At 41.5% G+C, this 15705-nt stretch carries 18 protein-coding genes; 3 read left to right on the forward strand and 15 right to left on the reverse strand.

Annotation, left to right across the window (positions count from 1 at the left end; genetic code table 11):
* The 9 genes from T456_RS19095 to T456_RS0103525 form a co-directional block, all read right to left on the reverse strand.
* The coding region (locus T456_RS19095; RefSeq protein ID WP_035801152.1) for a hypothetical protein at nucleotides 1-547 on the reverse strand (547 nt) is incomplete at its 3' end.
* Nucleotides 548-560: 13 nt separating this feature from the next.
* The gene (locus tag T456_RS23355) at nucleotides 561-686 is read right to left on the reverse strand and encodes a hypothetical protein (protein ID WP_278246913.1); all 126 of its coding nucleotides are present in this window, start codon (nucleotides 684-686) and stop codon (nucleotides 561-563) included.
* A 339-nt stretch (nucleotides 687-1025) separates the two neighbouring features.
* Nucleotides 1026-1331 (reverse strand): InlB B-repeat-containing protein, encoded by a 306-nt coding sequence (locus T456_RS0103495; RefSeq protein WP_155838013.1) that lies wholly within the window; start codon nucleotides 1329-1331, stop codon nucleotides 1026-1028.
* Between the two features lie 141 nt (nucleotides 1332-1472).
* Nucleotides 1473-1904, reverse strand: a complete 432-nt coding sequence (locus T456_RS24285; protein WP_442855973.1) for an InlB B-repeat-containing protein — start codon at nucleotides 1902-1904, stop codon at nucleotides 1473-1475.
* Nucleotides 1894-2622: a hypothetical protein gene (locus tag T456_RS0103505; RefSeq protein ID WP_024864935.1), complete on the reverse strand. Its 729-nt coding sequence runs from the start codon at nucleotides 2620-2622 to the stop codon at nucleotides 1894-1896. The genes T456_RS24285 and T456_RS0103505 overlap by 11 nt, the downstream gene beginning before the upstream one ends.
* A 94-nt stretch (nucleotides 2623-2716) precedes the next feature.
* Nucleotides 2717-3013 (reverse strand): STAS domain-containing protein, encoded by a 297-nt coding sequence (locus T456_RS0103510; protein WP_024864928.1) that lies wholly within the window; start codon nucleotides 3011-3013, stop codon nucleotides 2717-2719.
* A gap of 26 nt (nucleotides 3014-3039) precedes the next feature.
* Nucleotides 3040-4251: a hypothetical protein gene (locus tag T456_RS0103515; RefSeq protein ID WP_024864929.1), complete on the reverse strand. Its 1212-nt coding sequence runs from the start codon at nucleotides 4249-4251 to the stop codon at nucleotides 3040-3042.
* Nucleotides 4252-4277: 26 nt separating this feature from the next.
* Entirely contained in the window at nucleotides 4278-4766 is a 489-nt protein-coding gene (locus tag T456_RS0103520; protein ID WP_024864930.1) for an RNA polymerase sigma factor, read from the reverse strand.
* A gap of 16 nt (nucleotides 4767-4782) precedes the next feature.
* A complete protein-coding gene (locus T456_RS0103525) occupies nucleotides 4783-5025 on the reverse strand; it encodes a hypothetical protein (RefSeq protein ID WP_024864931.1) in 243 nt (80 codons plus the stop codon).
* Between the two features lie 137 nt (nucleotides 5026-5162).
* On the opposite strand from T456_RS0103525, the gene T456_RS0103530 reads away from it, so the two are divergent.
* A complete protein-coding gene (locus T456_RS0103530; RefSeq protein WP_081748974.1) occupies nucleotides 5163-5861 on the forward strand; it encodes a YgjV family protein in 699 nt (232 codons plus the stop codon).
* Here the strand turns inward: T456_RS0103530 and T456_RS0103535 are convergent, their stop codons facing one another.
* Nucleotides 5862-6098, reverse strand: coding sequence for a hypothetical protein (locus T456_RS0103535; RefSeq protein WP_051464962.1), 237 nt, complete (start codon nucleotides 6096-6098; stop codon nucleotides 5862-5864).
* Between the two features lie 195 nt (nucleotides 6099-6293).
* On the opposite strand from T456_RS0103535, the gene pta reads away from it, so the two are divergent.
* Complete coding sequence (gene pta / locus T456_RS0103540) at nucleotides 6294-7277, forward strand: phosphate acetyltransferase (RefSeq protein ID WP_024864938.1); 984 nt, start codon at nucleotides 6294-6296, stop codon at nucleotides 7275-7277.
* 59 nt (nucleotides 7278-7336) lie between these two features.
* Here pta and T456_RS0103545 read toward each other — a convergent pair whose 3' ends face one another.
* Complete coding sequence (locus T456_RS0103545; RefSeq protein WP_024864939.1) at nucleotides 7337-9493, reverse strand: sensor domain-containing diguanylate cyclase; 2157 nt, start codon at nucleotides 9491-9493, stop codon at nucleotides 7337-7339.
* A gap of 13 nt (nucleotides 9494-9506) precedes the next feature.
* Nucleotides 9507-10913 (reverse strand): sensor domain-containing diguanylate cyclase, encoded by a 1407-nt coding sequence (locus T456_RS0103550; RefSeq protein WP_024864940.1) that lies wholly within the window; start codon nucleotides 10911-10913, stop codon nucleotides 9507-9509.
* Between the two features lie 200 nt (nucleotides 10914-11113).
* On the opposite strand from T456_RS0103550, the gene T456_RS0103555 reads away from it, so the two are divergent.
* Nucleotides 11114-12355, forward strand: a complete 1242-nt coding sequence (locus tag T456_RS0103555; protein WP_051464963.1) for an extracellular solute-binding protein — start codon at nucleotides 11114-11116, stop codon at nucleotides 12353-12355.
* A 153-nt stretch (nucleotides 12356-12508) separates the two neighbouring features.
* Here the strand turns inward: T456_RS0103555 and larC are convergent, their stop codons facing one another.
* The 3 genes from larC to T456_RS0103570 form a co-directional block, all read right to left on the reverse strand.
* Entirely contained in the window at nucleotides 12509-13633 is a 1125-nt protein-coding gene (larC, locus tag T456_RS19100) for a nickel pincer cofactor biosynthesis protein LarC (protein WP_330369680.1), read from the reverse strand.
* 12 nt (nucleotides 13634-13645) lie between these two features.
* Entirely contained in the window at nucleotides 13646-13993 is a 348-nt protein-coding gene (gene hypA, locus T456_RS0103565; RefSeq protein WP_024864942.1) for a hydrogenase maturation nickel metallochaperone HypA, read from the reverse strand.
* A gap of 391 nt (nucleotides 13994-14384) precedes the next feature.
* Complete coding sequence (locus tag T456_RS0103570) at nucleotides 14385-15689, reverse strand: ATP-binding protein (RefSeq protein ID WP_024864943.1); 1305 nt, start codon at nucleotides 15687-15689, stop codon at nucleotides 14385-14387.
* Nucleotides 15690-15705 lie beyond the last annotated feature (16 nt).

Raw genomic sequence — 15705 nt, forward strand, 5'->3', positions numbered from 1 at the left:
TTATGATCAGTTTATTTATATTAATCGCCTCATATGCAATCGCATATTCTGAGAATTTGTCTGTCTTAAATGTAATGGTTGTAGGGTCATCTGTTCCAATATCATCCAGTATATCTACAGATCCATTATGATATCTGAGCACACAGAACTTTCTTCCTGCCTTCTGATACTCTTCAGGAATCGGAATCATAACCTCCAGCTCCGCTGCAGTATTATTGATGATCGATGATGTTCCGTCGCTTGTCTTCATGATAAGGAAGTCGAAATAGGTGATTGCCTTATATCCAACCTTCTTCTGCATGGCCGACTTAATGGAAGTATCAACATACTCGGAATTCTCGCTGATATCCACATTAAAGGATATTGGCGTACCGGTAAGCACAGCAAACTTCTCGTCATCAGAGAGCGTCTCAGCAACTACACGCTCAAAATTAAGCAGTGTCGGCTTGCTGTAATACAGCTCTTCCGATGTTTCCTGAGGATTTTCCGCATAAGAGTTATTGATTGTTATCTGCAATGTTCCGTCTTCAAATGCCTCTCTGAGCATAGGATATACAGCGTCATCCCTGATAAGTCTCCTTAACGGTTTCCTCGTCAAGAATTATGCTTGCCATTACGCCTGTTGTAACGATGGTGGCCGTCTGTTGTCGGGCTTTCATCTGCCGGCGTATAAACATCCTCGTCATATTTCCTCGCCCTCAAGACTATCCCTGCTTCGGAACCTCGGCATCAATGATCTGCTGCTCGGGAACAGCAACCTTCTGCAGCAGTTTTTTCATTATATTCTGTCTTCTGGACAGGCTCTGCCTTCTTGGTGTTTGCCGATTTAGCAGTCTGAGAGTTTTTAGAGGAAGGCTGCGGTGCGGGTGCAGGTTTTTTCTCAAAGCTTACTGTAATGGTATGCCCGCCGCGAATATTGTTGAAAAGTATAGCTAGATACAGCACCTATATTCTTTCCGTCAATAATAACAGCAGATATGTTATAATCAGCCTGCGAACCATGTTGTAAGTCAGACTTGCCCCCCTCAGGAACCAAATAATCGCCCGCTTGGTATGATGGATCCTCCCGCATTGGTAATGCCGGAAACCAGCTTATATGTCGTGGCATTCTTCTTCTTAAAGTTTGCAACAACATTTATGTCGCTCTTAATCTCATTGATAGTATACTTGGCATCCCTCGATACAACCTGACTGTTTATGGTCCATCCTGTAAACTCATATCCATCATATGCCTGTGCTCTGAGTTCAACCTTAGTTCCCTTGTTATAGGTGCCTGCACCTTCGTATTTTCCTGTATCCTGAAGGATAAACCGATACATTAACATTGGCATTTATCCCTGCTGAATACAGCCTGGATGTTCCTGTCACTTGTAATATTATTCAGCTCCAATGAAGAAGCTTTGCTGATGGTCTTGCCATTCTCTACAAAAACCTTCCAAAGGAATAGTTTGCCTTTGCTTTGGCGGTAAGCGTTATCTTTCCGCCATAAGGTACGCTGGCACTGTCTGTAATGGTTCCCACCGTCCCCCGATGTTTACTGATGTTCTTACATAACAAGTGTTTCTTGAAAAAACAGCCTCAATATTTCTGTCTTCTTTAATATTTGAAATGGTAACCTGCCTTGCATTTGAAATAAGAGCCTTTCCTTCATACCACCCTTCAAAATTAAAGTTATTATTGGGAGATGCGGAAATAGTACAGCTTCCGCCGTCTTTTACAGCTCCTCCGCCGGCAACAGCTCCGCCCTCAGAGGGGTTTGCGCCAACATATACATAATGATCTACTGCACTTATAGTTACGATGGCACTGTCCGTTACTGATGAATCCTGAACAGATGTAGCTATGACCGCAAAAGAACCGGATGTTTCATCACTACTTATCTGAAGAAGTCCATCACCATTTATAGTAGTACCGGTACTCTGCTGTCCCGGCTATTGACCATACAACGGCTTCATTATATCCATTACCACCCGAAACAGCAGCCTGAAATTTATAGCTCTTTCCTGTCGGAAGCGAAACTGAACCGGGAGTGATATCGACGCTTGAAACATATGGCTCATTTGCTTTAATGGTCATTGTTACAAGAACTTCCGCTCTGTGATGTCGCCTGTAATCGTTAAGTGAAAAGAACTGATACTTTGCAGTGTACTTACCTGCAGGAAGATTCGTATTGGGCTTAATTGAAAATGTCGTTGTTGCTCCGGGCTCAAGATCCCTCTCCCCTTTTACGAGAGCAACGTCAAAAGCCGTACTCTCATCAAATTCTTCCCAAGTAAGCGGTATAGTTGTAAGACCGATGTTAACTATACCTATTTGTTTATCGCTTATGCTGGTTCCCTGATACACACTGCCAAAATCCACATTTGGTGTATAGCAGGTCAAATCATAATTATCAAACGGATCTGACTGTTCTTCCTGCTGACGCTCAGGCTCAGGTTCAGTAACCTCCTGTTCTGTAACAGGTTCCGGAACAGTTTCCTCAATAGTATTCTCCGGATAATCGCCGCCCTCTTCAGCATATACTCTGATGATCTGAACCGCTGTAATACTGGACACGACTACGCAAGCTATCAATAGCACCGCGCATATTCTGATAAACACATTCTGCAAAGATTCTTTCATTCCTCATTTCCCTCTCTAAAAAATACTTTTTGACATTCAATCAGTCCTATAAAACAATAAGCAAAAGGCCAGGCCTCTTGCTTATTGGGTTGTTTTACTCGATTGTAAGGATGTCGACGAATCCGGTTACTTCAAAGATCTCATTGATCTCTTCGCCTACATTCTTGATGACCATGCTACCCTGCTTGTTCATCACCTTCTGAGCTGAGAGAAGAACTCTCAATCCGGCAGATGAGATGTATTCCAGCTTGGAGAAATCAAATTCAAGCTTCTCTATTCCCTCGAGAGCTGTCTTAAGCTCGTCGTCCAACTGTGGAGCAGTTGTAGTATCAAGTCTTCCCTCCAACGCTACTGTAAGGTCTTTTCCGTTTGCAATTTTGTTGATAGTCATAAAAGTGTCTCCTCTCTAAATAAGATTCATGAATTAAGGTCATAAACTATTGTTATATCTATTCGATCGCCCTTAACACCCACAAGGACGTCTTTCGCAAGACTAGCTACGATGGACTTCTCCAACTCATCCCAGGCTTCTTTTGCGCTGTCATTACCATCCAGGGCATCCGTCAGCGCGTCCTTATACTCGTATAACGACCACATAATACCGGAATCAGCCATTCCTTCTACGCTTCCGTACATACCCATGGTACCATAATTTACGTACCCGCCGCCATATTTTTGCTGTAAACTCATAACTTCTGAATAGTTAAGAAGGCTATTCTCGATAATATCGCTTACCTTGCCCATAAAGCCATGTACAGATGTGTTTTCCTTGTCTGTTGCGATTTTCAGAAGACTGTCCTTTTTGGAGGCATCCATCTCTGTCTTGCCTGTTAACCTTAAAGCACATTCTTCTTTATACTTCTCGAACCAGACTTCAGCATGATAGTCCATAGTCATAGACTTTAGCATTCCCAGGGTTTCCTCAAAAAGAAGCTTCATATGAAGCGTATCCTTCGGGGAAAGCTGCAGGCTTTCTATAAGGTCATCGCCCTTTTCCAGAGTTTTTGCTTCATCCAGCTTGGTACTTTCGATAAAAGTATACTCTGTCTGGGTTTGGGGCTTTCTGGAACCGATAGCACTTAGGGCCTCGGAGAAATCCTTGGTAACCTTCATCTCTATCTTATCCTTATTAATACCCACCTCAATATCATCAGCCAGTTTAGCAACGAGCGATCTCTCCAGATCTGCCCATGCTTCCTGTGAATACTTGTCTTCCTCTTTTTTGTGCCTCAGTTCTTCCTCATAATCCTTCAGAGACCATTTCTCGGCTCCCGGAGCTTCCATTGTGAACATGGACACCAGCTTTCCGAAAAAGCCTTGTTCCATGCTGTTCTCGCCGGTAGTCGATACTGAAATCAACTCTTCCTGTTTGGACTTGTCGATATGATTATCTGCTGTGAGATATATGTATGAAACTCTGGAATTTCCCTCTACCCAGAACTCCATTAATCCATATCCCATAATAGACTTTGCAAGCCTGAGTACCTCTTCAGACAACAGTTTAAGCCTAAGAGCACCTTTTCCCTTTAGACCCACATCAAAGATATAGTTCTCAATCAGCTCCTGTGCTGTGTCCATCTTGGTTTCAAGATTGGCAATTTTGATATGCTCAGATTGAACGTAACGCATGACCCCTCCTTGTGCAATACTTGTTATTATGACGCCAGCATCTCATTGAGTCTGCCCAGCGCTTCTCTATGTCTTAGCTTGGTCACTCCATAAGACAGATGCATAAGCTCTGCCACTTCCTGGAGAGTATATCCTTTGTAATACCTAAGAACTATGATATCCATCTGTTCCTGAGGCAGATCTTTTAAAGCTTTCGCAAGAAGTGAGAGGTTCTCCTGGCTGAGGACCTCTTCCTCTACGGTACTTCTTTCATCCGTCAGATCCTCCGGTATTTCGGAATGGATGTGATTAGTCCTGTAGAAATCAATAACCGTATTGCTTGTCACCGAATAGATCCATGTGGAAATGCTTGCTTTTGAACTGTCGTAAGTATCCAGCTTCTGATATATCTTTACAAATACATCCGCACAAAGATCCTCAGCGTCCTCGGGACTGTTTACGTGATTTCTGATGTACGCAAAAACCTTATCTTTATACTGTAGGTAAATCTCTTCCTTGGAAAGTGCCCCGCTCATTAGAAACTCCTAGTGTTTACGGCCTCTTGTCGGGAATAATTGGGTTTGATACCACACCCGCCTTATTCTTCTCCTTGGGCCTTAGTTCTTTCATCCCAGCCTGGTCAGGTATCCCTGCTGCAGCAACAAACTCCAGCTCATCGTCCGAAAGTGCCCGGCGTTTGTCGGGGTATCTTGACTCAACATCACTAATAATGTCGGCTAGTTCTGAATTGGATTCATATTTCTGATAATCAAACAATCTTGCTATTTTGTTCATATGCGCCTCCTGTGAAAAGCAGTTGTATTGTATTCTGTAAATTTATACGAACTACCCGTCACTATGGCAAAAGAATTTTCATGTATTTTATTTTATCATAGTTTTTTACCAATTAACAATCTATCAATCCACTTATCATGCCTAATTGCGTAAAAAGATGTATTCTGATAACATTTATTATAGTAAAAACTGTTCTTACGAGAGGGATTGATATGACAAATAAAATGATAATTGAAGCGATCGGATACACAGGATCTGCATTAGTGCTGATTTCTTTTCTCATGGTATCGGTTGTAAAGCTGAGGATAGTGAATTCAATAGGAAGCATTATATTTACTGTTTATGCCTTCATCATCCATTCATATCCCACAGCAATCATGAACCTTTGCCTTGTTCTCATCAACATTTATCATCTGGTTAAGATGAGTAATACAAAAGAATCCACCAGAAGCTACGATCTTGTATCCGTCTCAACTGTGGATTCCTTCTTTACTTATACAATTGATAAATTAAAAGAAGATATACTCAAATTCTTCCCAAATACGTCCTTGGACTTTTCCGATGCGAATACTGCCTTCATTATATGTCATGAAGGTGCCCCCTGCGGCATTTACGTGGGCAAAAGAAATCCCGACGAAAATTCTGTTATTGAAACCCGCCTGGATTATGTAACCCCCGAATATCGCGACTTCTCCATTGGAAGCTTTCTATTCTCTCAGCTGCAAAGGCAGGGAATCAAGGCTGTGACCTATAGCGGCCCCGATACCCTTAACAGCGAATATCTGAAAAAATACGATTTTGTTAAGTCAGGGGATCAATACATTAAAAACCTGTGATCACTGACCCTCCGGATCCATCATCATTCTTATGGTATCGATATCGTTAGCCGTAAGCTTGATGTTGGATTCCAGAGTTCGCCCATCTTTCGTTGTAACTTTCATAGCTATAACCGTACCCTCTTCAAGGGCATGATCTTTAATTGCAGTCAAAAAAGGCAGAACCTTAGGATGTTCCTGCTGAAAAGTCTGTATTCTCTGCTGTAATTGCATTATCATCATCGGATTCATATTCATAGTCTTTTCTCCTTGTATACCATAAGTATACCCTTCTTATTAATATTTTAAATGTTAGTTAAAAAACAATCAAGATTTCTTGAGCGAAATCAAACTTTTTTAATATTTATTGTTCTATAATACGACTTGCGCATTTTTGCATGTATGCGCTTACAAAGCAGCAAATGTCTGATACATATTAAGGAGGATAAATAAATGTACGGATTTGGCGATATGATTCAAAAGCTTAAAAAAGACCCCAAAACCCTTGTATTTCCCGAGGGATCTGATCCCAGAATTCTCGAGGCCGCATCAAGACTTCTTGCCGGAAACTTCATTAAGCCCATTCTTCTCGGAAATGTAGACGAGATCAACAAGGCTGCTGAAGATGCCGGATACAATATCAGAGGCGCCGAGATAATCGATCCTGAAAACTACGACAAATTCGACGAGATGGTTGCAGAGTTCTGCGAGCTCAGAAAAAGCAAGGGAATGACTCCCGAAAAGGCTATTCCTATTCTCAAGCAGACCAACTATTTCGGAACAATGCTTGTTAAGATGGGACTTGGCGATTGTCTTCTTGGCGGTGCAACCTACTCTACAGCTGATACTGTAAGACCTGCGCTCCAGATCATCAAGACCAAGCCCGAAAATACCATCGTTTCATCTTGCTTCATCCTTGTTCGTCCTTCAGCTACCGGTGAGAACGAAGTCATTGCGATGGCTGACTGCGGCATCAATATCAACCCCAACGAGGACGAGCTTGTAGAAATCTGCGGAGAGACCGTAAACTGCGCTCAGAGATTCGGTGTAGACCCCAAGGTTGCATTCCTTTCATTCTCTACAAAGGGCTCAGCCAAGGATGATACAGTTACAAAGATGCAGAACGCAACCAGAAAAGCTCAGGAGAAATACCCCGAGATTCCTATCGATGGCGAGCTTCAGTTTGACGCCGCTGTTTCTCCTCGTGTAGCTAAGCAGAAAGCACCCGGATCTTCAGTAGCAGGTCATGCCAACACCTTCATCTTCCCTGACATCAATGCCGGCAATATCGGCTACAAGATTGCTCAGAGAATGGGTAACTTTGAGGCATACGGCCCTATTCTTCTGGGACTGAATGCTCCTATCAATGACCTTTCAAGAGGATGCAATGCTATTGAGGTTTACTCAATGGCAATCATCACTGCTTCTCTTGCATAATATATAAGGTATCTGATGACAAACCCCTTCGCCTTGACTGGCGAAGGGGTGTTTTTTTATTAATCGGATCTAGGCCTTCTTCGATTGTTCTTTTTATAGTAATTTGCCTTATCCTCGTACATTTTCTTATCCGCCTCCCTAAGCAGCTCTGATACTTCTTCGGAATGAGCGGTCCAGCTACCTCCAAGCGCCACCGAAAGGTCTTCTGCCTTTCCAAAGTCTTCTGCAAGCTCTTTATATCTCTTTTCAAATTCAGCCTTAGTGGAATGAGGATAAACTACCACAAATTCATCGCCACCGGCCCTATATACATATTCATCACCAAAGTGCGAAACCAGAATATTGCTCAGGCGCTTTAAGAGTTCATCTCCGGCTTCGTGACCTTTTGTGTCATTAACTATCTTTAGGCCGTTAGCATCTGCATATATAACCCCAACTGAAGTATCAACCCCATGTTTTAAAACCCGGATAGCGCGTTCCAACGTGCTGCGGTTTCTGACATCGCAAAGTCCGTCATAGGTGCTCTTTCTCTCGATCTCTCTCATCAGCCTTCTTCTGTTATATTCGGCAGTAATAAAATAGGAGATAGTATCGAACAATTCTCTGACATCAAGGCCTTTACTGTTTGAATAATCAGTGCACCCAAGATAAGCAGCCAGTTGAGCATTATCATACACCGGAACCTCAACAATATTGTGAACCCCAAAGTCATTCAGTATCTGATATATCTTTTTATGGCCGCTTTTTAATGTCTCTACATCGTCTACAACCAGGCTTGTTGCACCAACAAACTCATTTTCCCAGTTCAGCATATCCGCTCTTTTCATATTCTGAAAAGCTGTTATGGCCGGCTTGGTAGATGCACTTGTCCACTCATGAGTTTCGGAATATACACTCCCGTCATCCCTGCTTTCCACAAGGTAGACCCTTCTTGCTCCAATGGAATTTCCTATCTTATCAAATACCGCATCCACTGCCTCATCAAACGGAAGGCCGCCATGAAGTAACTTCGTGCAGGCTATTATAAGGTCATCTGTTCTCCATTCTCGTCCAATCCTCTCGCTGGTAAGTCTTTCTTTTGTAATGTCCTCAAATATGACGGCGCATCTGCCCTTACCCGCAGCTTGACTTGTATTGGCAAGAACCCACTTGTCATTGTGCTCTGCAAAATATGACACTTTTCCGTTCTCATTCTTATATGCGGCTTTGTACACATATTCCACGAGCTCCGGATTATGCATTATCTCTTTTCCGTAAACAGATATCCCCGGGCTGTCTGCCAGCTTAACTCCCATTAGCTCATCCAACTTTTTACTGGCAAACATACATTTTATGTCATATATTTTATCAACATCCTCGCCATCAACTTCAAAAATGCCATAGGCCAGAGGCATTTCATTTATGAGCCGGACATAATCATCCCTGATAAGTACATGCTCCATGGAAGCATCCACTCCTCGGACACATGAATAGACCATATTTTCCTCTTCCAGGTTCGTCCGCATAATGATATAGGCCTTCCATTTGTAATCATCCCCCAGCAAAGCGGTTTTATAGAAAGAGATGAGAAAACGCTTACCTGACTCTCGAAATCTCCGTACAATCTGTTCTCTGTCAAAATCATTTAGAAAAGCTTCTCGTTCAGAAGGATGAATGTGGGCTTCAGCATAATTGGCAAGGTAAGAGTCAAAATCATAAACTCCAAGCCTATATTCATTATCTACGGAATTATACAGCCTCCTGATCTTGTTGCCGTTAAGATCCAGAGCATTAATGTAATCATACAGAGAATAAAGATTCTGCAATGCTTCCTTTCTCTCAGCTTCGACTTCGGACCTGTCATGCTCTGATAAGTTAAAAAAGATAACTTTACACTTAACATATCGTATGCTATCTTTAACCTCTTCACAGTACATGCTGATTTCGATATATTTGCCTCGTATTACAAAGTCCATTGTTTCTACTTTTCCGGACTTTAAACATTTGTCTCGAAACTCAATGAATTTTTTGTGAACTCCATGTTCTGCGCTGTTAAAGAATCCTTCTGCCACCTCGAGCGAAGGCACTCCTATGGATTTTAGCTCATTAATATAGGCCTCATTGGCTTGTACAACAATCACTCTTTCGCCTCTGAACTCCATATTGGCCATGGGAAGATCATCATTTGAAAGAGTAAAACCATCCATAAGATATTGCTCTATAAGCTTCTTGTCCATAGATTACTAACCTCTAGTGTTTGTTAACCTGTCGTCTGTCATGTTCCTCATAGAAACTGGCTTTTTCTCTGTACATTGCCTCATCTGCCTTCTTTATAAGGTCATTTATTCCTTTGGAAGACTTACTCCAGGCATAGCCTACCGAAAGAGAGACTTCCTTACTATTCTTCAATAGTATCTTAGCAATCAATTCTTCAAACTTTTCTTTTTCTATATCCGGAACGATTGCAACAAACTCATCTCCTCCAATCCTATAACAATACTTCTTTTTGAATATGCTCCCAAACATCATTCCTATATCAATAATTATCTGGTCTCCGGCTTCATGACCCTTCTCGTCATTTATCAATTTCAATCCGTTTATATCTGTATAACATATTCCTACCGGAGATGTCTGGCTGGAAAGCGATATAATTGCTTTATTAAGCGCGTGCCTGTTACCCAGTCCTGTCAGCGCATCGTGACTTCCCAGGAATACCAGCTCATCCTTCAGCAACTGATTTTTAAGCTGCGTACCTACAAACATAGCGATTGTTTCCATTGCACGAACCGTCTCAATCTGCTTTTCAAGGGAATAGTTATCTGCAATAAGATAGCCCAGTATCTCCTCTTTATCCTTCAAAGCTGCCACCATATATCTCGACACCTGCCCTGCAAGGTATTTTGAATACAGCTCAGGCTGAGTATCCATTACCGCCGTCATATCATCTCTGAAAAATACTGTTTTATCCCCTAGAACGCCGTTAAATATCCTGGCCATTTCAAACTCTTCAAACATCTTTCTGGCCGGCAGATCTGTCGAGCAGGATTTGCTTACCCACTCATACATTTTTTCAACTTTCTCTCCATTAGTTCTGACAACATAGACCATATCAGCATCAAGGGCCTGACCAACAATCTTAAGTGCTCTTTTAATTCCTTTACCAAAGTCCGATGTAGACACAGCTTTGGCACACTCAATCACAAGTTCATTGGTATTAGATTCACGGGCTCTGATTTCAGAATCTCTTTTCTCAGCAGTGGCATCATGAATAATAAAGGCGCAAAACCCTTTCTGATAAACCGGAACAGCCCAGAAGTCAAACCATTTATCCAGTTGACTGTTATATGTTCTGTTTATGGATGATTGACGCAAAATAGCAGCCTGATAACTGAATTTGATCCAGTCCTCATCATGATTTCTGACTGTTTTATAAAATGTCGAGCCAATCAGCTCAGCTGTCTTTGTTCCTGTCATGGCAGCATATTTCTCGTTGGCAAACAAAAATAACATATCTTTAACTGTACCGAACGGATCAGTCAATACTTTGAAAATACAACATGCATCCGGTAAGTCCTTAAGCATGTACAAAATATCACTCGGAGCAAACTCTACCATCGGCAGATATCCTATCTTTCCTTCGTTATTGTTGGCCGGCATACTATTCTCCTTGTTGTTATAATGTTTGAATTTATCCATGATAATTATACTACAAAGCGTATATATTTAGTGCTATAATTACACTTTTTCTCACAAACGATATGCGAAATTTAATACTAAATTACCTAATTTTTAACACATTTATTAAATTGATATGCTATCATTCAGGTATACTGGATACTGATTTATCGGAGGAAGATATGATAAAAAGGAAAAATGCAATATTGATTATATGCATTTTAATCTTATTGTTATCGTTGATTGGATGCGCCAATTCACAAAGTCTTAGTCAGAAAAGCGCCGGCCAAAAAAACACAATAACTATCGCAGCCAGAGATGGATCTCATTCAGAAATCATAAGCGCCGTAAAATTCAAGTTTGAAAAAGATTACAATTGTATAGTGAATATCGTATCTCTTGACGCCAAGGAACTTAGAGACACTATCATTGATGACGCAAATAACGCCGAAGGAATGTACGATGTTATTATGATAGATGATCCGTTGATGCCGGAATATATTGAAAAAAATGTTCTTTGGAATCTCACTCAGCTAGGATATTCTGATGACGAAGACTTTGTGGAAAAATCCAGACTTCTCGGAAAGGATCCATATCCTCTTGGCGCCACCTATGCGCTTCCATTCTCAGGAAATGTCCAGCTCATTTTTTATAATCAGACTGTTACAGGAGCTGATCCCCGTTTAGACAACTGGTCCGATATACTATCTATTTGTCAAAACGCAAAAAGAAACGGAAAAATGGGATACGTAATACGAGGTCAGGCGGGTAATCCTATCGTTTCAGACTTTCTCCCTATATTATGGGCATTCGGGGGTGAATTGTTCGATGAAACCGGCAAGGTTGTAATAGACTCGCCTAAGGCTAAAGAAGCCCTGGTATTTTTCAAAAGCCTATATGGCACCGGTGCAAATTATGATAAAAACGCTCTTACTTCCGCTATTTCGCAAGGTGATGCTGCCATTGCTCTGGGCTGGCCCTCATGGTTTATTACAGGAAGCGGGCCGTCTGCATCTATTGCCCCAATACCCGGGAAGGTAACACCATCCTCGGACCCCTGCGCCACAGGCGAGATTGGTAACTGGCTCATAGGTGTCACCAGCAATTCAAAGAATCCGGAACTTGCTCTGCAGCTAGCCATTTATCTCACCAGCGAAGAAGTCCAGAGAGAAGCATTAGTTTACGGAGGTATTCCCACAAGGAAGAGCATATTTAAAGACAAAAAAGTCATTGCCCAATACCCTTACTTTGAGCAGATCTATAACGGAACAAATAATTCACGGGTTAGACCAAGGACTGCCAAATGGTCTCAGATTGAAGATGTCTTTGGAGCAGAGCTTGTTAAATATATTAGCGGAGAGCAGTCAGTCGACGACACCCTGATGCATTCACAGGTAAAAATTGAACTTATATCTGCCAACTGAATATTTGACAAAAAAGCCTAAGCCGGATTACGGCTTAGACTTTTTTACTCTCTTATAATATCCTCTATCTCTTTTCTCAGACTCATGATCGACCTGCCAGTTCTTCTGGCTATCCCGGCCAGATCATCATATTCAACCTTTTCTCTTTTTATATCATATCCGTAGGATTTTTTTTACTCTGACTTGCCCGTATGGCGTATCCACAGTCTTTACTTCTCTGGAAAGAACAAATCTGTTACATAGATTCTCCCGGATTCCTATGGTAGTAGTGTGATTAAATATAGTTTTAACAATCGCATCTCTGCTGTCTTCATGGCACATACAAACCAATAATACTCCGGGCCTGTTCTTTTTCATACCAATCGATATTGTATATGCTTCGACCGCTCCTGCTTCAAACAGCCTTTCAGTAGCAAATGCCACTTCTTCAGGAGTCATATCATCAATATTACAGGACAGCTCGATAATGCGTTCAAGCTCTTCACTTGTTTCGCCCAAGATAGCCCTAACACAATTCGCCTGAGCAAAATCCTTTTTGCCCATTCCGTATCCTATCTTATTTACCCTCATTACAGGCTGGGATGAAAATTCAAAAGCAAAATACTTAAGCAGTGCTGCTCCGGTAGGTGTACACAACTCTCCTGTATTATCCGATGAATATATTGGAATCTCTTTCAACAGCTCTGCTGTAGCAGGAGCTGGAACCGGAAGTATTCCGTGTGCGGTCTTTACGCTTCCTCCGCCTACGTTCACAGGCGAAACCAGCACTTTGTCCGGATCGAGTTCATGCATCAGACAACACACCGCTACTATATCAGCAATAGCATCCAACTCTCCTACTTCATGAAAATGTATCTCAGATACGGGTTGTCCGTGAACCTTGCTTTCTGCTTCTGCAAGAAGCTGATATATCTCACGAATATCGCTCTTGGTCTCTTTTGATAATCTCAAGTTTTCAATTATTTCTTCAATGTCGTAGAGAGTATGCTGCGCGTGATGGTAGCTGCCCTCATTCACATTTGCACCCTTTATACTGTGACCGCTTTCATGATCAGATGCATCTTCTGCGTGCTCCTCTTCTCCCTCTATAAGCGCGGAAAGATGTCTTCCCACTATCCCACACTTTGTACTTTCCTCAAGGACATATTCTACTTTCGGGATACCAATGTCATTAAGCTTTGCCACTAATTCCTGCTTGTTCTCAAAAAGATCAAGCAGTGAAGCCGCAAGCATGTCACCGGCAGCACCCATCTTACATTCCAAATATAACGTTCTCATAATGTTTCCCTCTCAGTCTTCTATGACAACATTGTTAAGGGTTACTCCTTTGCCCTCAATGATATGTGCTTTTCTTCCTCCGCACTCAGGGCACAAATATCTATTATCCTTGTTTGGAAAATACTCACAGCCACATTCTTCACAAAGAGCCTTTACCGGCACCTCTCTGCAAATAAGTTCTGCGCCTTCCAGGATAGTTCCTTTAACCGCATCAGGATAATACTTGTGCATATAATATGGCATAACTCCACTGGTCTTGCCAATTAGTACCTCAATCTCTTTGACTTTTTTAGCATTATTATCCTGTGCAACTTCTATGGCCAGAGACACCATACGGGAAATATAGCTCATTTCATGCATCTGTTCTTCTCCAGCTACGTAAAATCATATATTTTATTATCATTTTATTACATTTTTATTGAATATGTCTTGTTTTCTGCAATAATTATATATAGGAGGTGCGATATGGCCCATAATATAATGATCACATGCATGGGGTGCGGACGATCTTTTATTGCAAGAAACAGTTCTAATCCCTTCTGCTGCAAGACCTGCAAAATCAGATACTCATATCATTATACATTTAAATGCAGGGAATGCCGCAATGCATCCTGTGAAGTTCGCAATAATTCACTACAGGGCTGCGCCTTCGACTGTCCAAACTTAAAATGGAATCCTTAAAATCCAGGGAAGTTATCCCTGGATTTTATTTATCAAATATATTCTATACATCCTATGTATGTTATATATCTTATATATTCCCCAAAAGATGAGTGATAAACTGCTGTGCGGTTCTTCCTGACAGCCCTCCATGGTTCATTTCCCACCTGTCTGCCTCCAAAAACAGTTCTTCCTCCCGCATCGATATTCCATAGCGCTCCGCCAGTTCTGATACTATGTCGTGATATTCCTGCCTTGAAGGCTTGTAATAACCGATAGTTACACCGAATCGATTGGCAAGCGACAACTTCTCCTCCATGGTATCAGATCTGTGAATATCTGCATTCTGCTCCATATCATTCCTGTCTCTCCATGTCTCACGAATCAAGTGCCTTCTGTTTGATGTGGCATAAATAAGAATGTTATCCGGCTTAGTCTCTACACCACCTTCAATAACAGCTTTCAGGAACTTATAGTCTATTTCGTCTTCCTCAAATGAAAGATCATCCATATAAATAATAAACTTGTAATTTCTGTTCTTAATCTGAGCTATAAGTTGTGATAACAGCCTGAACTGATGCTTATAAATTTCTATCATTCTAAGACCGTCACCGTAAAACTGGTTTACAATCGCTTTAATGCTTGTGGATTTACCTGTTCCGCTGTCTCCGAATAAAAGGACATTGTTGGCTTTTTTGCCCAAGATGAACGCTTTGGTATTATCTATGAGTTTTTTCTTCTGAATCTCGTAACCCACAAGATCATCCAGCATGACTTTGTCCATATTGCTGATAGGATTAAACAAAACCTGCCCGGAGTCACTCTCTCTTATGCGGAAAGCCTTATTCAAGCCAAAAGCACCGACACCTATATCTTTATAAAAAGATGTAACGCGGTCAAAAAACTCTTTTTCATCAGCCGAATCTTCAAGTTCATCGCTGAGTCTTCTCACTTTCTCGCTTACATTCCCGTTATACATAAGTTCAGGCTTGTCGATAGCTTTATAATTTGTTATGCAACTGAAACAATCTATTCCCAGTTCTTCTTCAATTTCTGAAAAATCAAAGTCAAACAGCTCTTTGAAAGTGCGAAAATCATTAATTGCAAAGTGGTTGACACTTCCGTCCTTACTCCCAACTTTCTCGCAGGTAAGGCTAAATGGATTCTCGTCCATAACAAGAAGATAAGTCAGATAATTGTGCCATAAATTCTTGTCAAAAGCACACCTTGTCCCCAGTTCCAGAAGACGCTTTATCTGTTTGTAACACCTGGCTATCAGATTCTCCTTATTATAGCCCCCCATATGATAATCACGGTAAACCATTGACAGCTGCGTGAGTATTTCATCCTCCGGCAAATCACCATATATCAGAAGCTTCGCCACTATTCTTTCCATACAATCTCCATTATTA

The sequence above is a fragment of the Butyrivibrio sp. FCS014 genome, assembly GCF_000526935.1.
Taxonomy (GTDB): domain Bacteria; phylum Bacillota; class Clostridia; order Lachnospirales; family Lachnospiraceae; genus Butyrivibrio.

Bases quoted from the DNA above. Each gene is read 5' to 3' on its own strand.
- T456_RS0103505 (WP_024864935.1), bottom strand. From the start codon at position 2,622: ATGAAAGAATCTTTGCAGAATGTGTTTATCAGAATATGCGCGGTGCTA.
- T456_RS23355 (WP_278246913.1), bottom strand. From the start codon at position 686: ATGACGAGGATGTTTATACGCCGGCAGATGAAAGCCCGACAACAGACG.
- hypA (WP_024864942.1), bottom strand. From the start codon at position 13,993: ATGCATGAAATGAGCTATATTTCCCGTATGGTGTCTCTGGCCATAGAA.
- T456_RS0103535 (WP_051464962.1), bottom strand. From the start codon at position 6,098: ATGAATATGAATCCGATGATGATAATGCAATTACAGCAGAGAATACAG.
- T456_RS0103570 (WP_024864943.1), bottom strand. From the start codon at position 15,689: ATGGAAAGAATAGTGGCGAAGCTTCTGATATATGGTGATTTGCCGGAG.
- T456_RS0103495 (WP_155838013.1), bottom strand. From the start codon at position 1,331: ATGCCAATGTTAATGTATCGGTTTATCCTTCAGGATACAGGAAAATAC.
- T456_RS0103530 (WP_081748974.1), top strand. From the start codon at position 5,163: ATGCCTAATTGCGTAAAAAGATGTATTCTGATAACATTTATTATAGTA.
- T456_RS0103515 (WP_024864929.1), bottom strand. From the start codon at position 4,251: ATGCGTTACGTTCAATCTGAGCATATCAAAATTGCCAATCTTGAAACC.
- pta (WP_024864938.1), top strand. From the start codon at position 6,294: ATGTACGGATTTGGCGATATGATTCAAAAGCTTAAAAAAGACCCCAAA.
- T456_RS0103550 (WP_024864940.1), bottom strand. From the start codon at position 10,913: ATGCCGGCCAACAATAACGAAGGAAAGATAGGATATCTGCCGATGGTA.
- larC (WP_330369680.1), bottom strand. From the start codon at position 13,633: ATGAGAACGTTATATTTGGAATGTAAGATGGGTGCTGCCGGTGACATG.
- T456_RS0103545 (WP_024864939.1), bottom strand. From the start codon at position 9,493: ATGGACAAGAAGCTTATAGAGCAATATCTTATGGATGGTTTTACTCTT.
- T456_RS0103510 (WP_024864928.1), bottom strand. From the start codon at position 3,013: ATGACTATCAACAAAATTGCAAACGGAAAAGACCTTACAGTAGCGTTG.
- T456_RS0103525 (WP_024864931.1), bottom strand. From the start codon at position 5,025: ATGAACAAAATAGCAAGATTGTTTGATTATCAGAAATATGAATCCAAT.
- T456_RS0103555 (WP_051464963.1), top strand. From the start codon at position 11,114: ATGATAAAAAGGAAAAATGCAATATTGATTATATGCATTTTAATCTTA.
- T456_RS0103520 (WP_024864930.1), bottom strand. From the start codon at position 4,766: ATGAGCGGGGCACTTTCCAAGGAAGAGATTTACCTACAGTATAAAGAT.